This window comes from Bradyrhizobium sp. P5_C11_2, from assembly GCF_054049755.1.
In genome coordinates this window covers 1-2,132 of record NZ_JBFULT010000860.1, presented here as the reverse complement: position 1 = coordinate 2,132, position 2,132 = coordinate 1, and the positions used below count along the sequence as shown (strand labels likewise).

Annotated in this window: 3 protein-coding genes; all 3 read left to right on the top strand. The window is 66.0% G+C overall.

Annotation, left to right across the window (positions count from 1 at the left end; all coding sequences use genetic code 11):
- Positions 1-209: diguanylate cyclase domain-containing protein (locus ACXJL8_RS39535; RefSeq protein ID WP_456686865.1), on the top strand; the 209-nt coding region annotated here is incomplete at its 5' end.
- A gap of 303 nt (positions 210-512) precedes the next feature.
- Positions 513-1,532: a helix-turn-helix domain-containing protein gene (locus ACXJL8_RS39530; RefSeq protein ID WP_456686864.1), complete on the top strand. Its 1,020-nt coding sequence runs from the start codon at positions 513-515 to the stop codon at positions 1,530-1,532.
- Between the two features lie 111 nt (positions 1,533-1,643).
- On the top strand, positions 1,644-2,132 hold a 489-nt coding region (locus tag ACXJL8_RS39525), incomplete at its 3' end, for an HAD family hydrolase (protein WP_456686863.1).

Here is a 2,132-nt window from a genome sequence, read left to right as displayed (position 1 = left end):
ACCTCGCCATGCTGCATGCACAGAATCCGCCCTCAAGGCTCATCACCGCGAGCGTGGGCGCCGCGACGGCGTTTCCATCCGAGACCGCGACCGACTCCAGCGCGCTGGTGGCGGCCGCCGACCGCGCGCTCTACGCCGCCAAGGACAGCGGCCGCGACCGGCTGGTGATGTCGGGACAGGTCGTGCCCTGGCCCGCGAAGAGCGCGTGACGACATCGCCGGCCTGCCAGGCGTAGCACACGCCGGCAGATCGGTAGCGGACCGGCCGGCCGCGCAATGTGCCGGGCGTCTCTGCCACGGATTTGGGCATTCACTGATGCAGGTACGGCACATCGGCGCGCATTCCGCGCCGTGCGTCGAATCCGGCCGGCGGCCTTGCCCCTGCATCGCTTGCGCACCGATTTCAGAATGGCTACATGCCGGAGCGATGTTGGTGCCGCCGGTCCTGGAATATCGAAACCATGCGGTCGTGCCTCGTGGGATGGTGCAGACGGGGCGGCCGTGAACGAGAGTATGCTGGCAGATATCCCTGGCCGCGGGGCGGACGCACTCAAGCAGTTCCGCGCAATGACGGCCGACATCTGCGATGTCGTTCCGCTCACCGCGGAGGACGACTTCCATGTCAGCACCGTGACGACGATGACCGGCAACGCGTTGCTGATCGATACGCGGGTTACCGACCAGACRTATGACCGGACGCCGGTGCACATCGCCCGCGGCGTCCTCGATCATTTTCATATCACCTTGTGTGTCGAAGGCGAGATGCGGTTCAGCTCCGGCCGGCGCGAGGTGACGATGGGGCCCGGTGGCATCTGCCTGATCGACATGGCGCAGCCGAACCGGACGGAGTTTCGTGGCGGCGGCGGGCGCACCCGCCTGATGGTGATCATCCTGCAACGCGCCATGCTGGCGCCGCGGCYCGCTCATCCGGATTCAGCGACGGCAACCGTGCTGCCGTCAGACCATCCTCATGCACGCCTGCTTGCCAGCCATTACGCGTCGCTTGCGCTGCCACCCGAGCCCGAGGCCGGCAGCGCCGAGGCCACGATCGAAGCGATCGCCGACATCGTTGCCGCGGCCGCCGGCGGGACGGCCGACATTGCGGCCGGCGTCGAACGCGCGGAGCGGCATCTTTATCTGGCGATGATCRAGCGCCACATCGCCAACAATCTCGAGACCGACGCACTCACCGTGGAAGAAATTTGCCGGCACTTCCAGATCTCGCGCGCGACTCTCTACCGGCTGTTCGAGGTCGATGGCGGGCTGGCGCATTACGTGCGAGAGCAGCGGCTAAATCTCGCGTTCCGGCGGCTGCTATCCCCGGCAGCACTGGACGACCGCCTGATCGACCTCGCCGTCGGCATGCGCTTCAGCAGTGACTCCACCTTCGTCCGCGCCTTCCGCCGCAAATTCGGCCTGACACCGGGCGAGCTGAGGGAGCTGGCCGACACGTGGCTTCGCGAAACCGGAGCGGTCCCCGCGATCGACACGGTGCTGCACCAATTGGCCAGGCGCCGCACATCGCAATCGTAGCGGTGCGCGCTGATCTCGACGTTCGGTCCCTGCCCCCGGGTTTGTCTCCCGCGTTCCCGCGGGATATGACTGCGGGCTGGCCGATGTTTCGGCCGGGCCAAGAGTATTGCCGTGACCGACGAGATCAAGCTTGTCCTCTTCGACATGGACAATGTCCTCTGTGACTACGACAGGGGAAAGCGCGTCGCCTTTCTGGCGAAGCTTGCGGGGGCCAGCAGCGAGTTCGTCTACAAGGCGATATGGGAAACCGGATTCGAGCTTCTCGGCGATTCCGGCGCGCTCGATGCCGCGGATTATCTGCGGGGCTTTGGCGAACGCATCGGCTATCCGCTGTCGCTCGATGAGTGGGTGGAGGCCCGCCGCCATGCGATGAAGGCCGATCGCGCGATGCTGGAGATTGCCGGACGCCTGCGCGAAACCGTCGATATTGCCGTCCTGACCAACAACACCACGCTGGTCGCCGATCACATCGACACGCTGCTGCCGGAATTGCGTCCGTTGTTCGGCTCCAGAATCTACACCTCCGCCGCCTTCAAGGCGGCCAAGCCGGACCCGCGCTGCTATCGCCTTTGCCTCGCGCAGCTACGAGCGGCGCCGGAA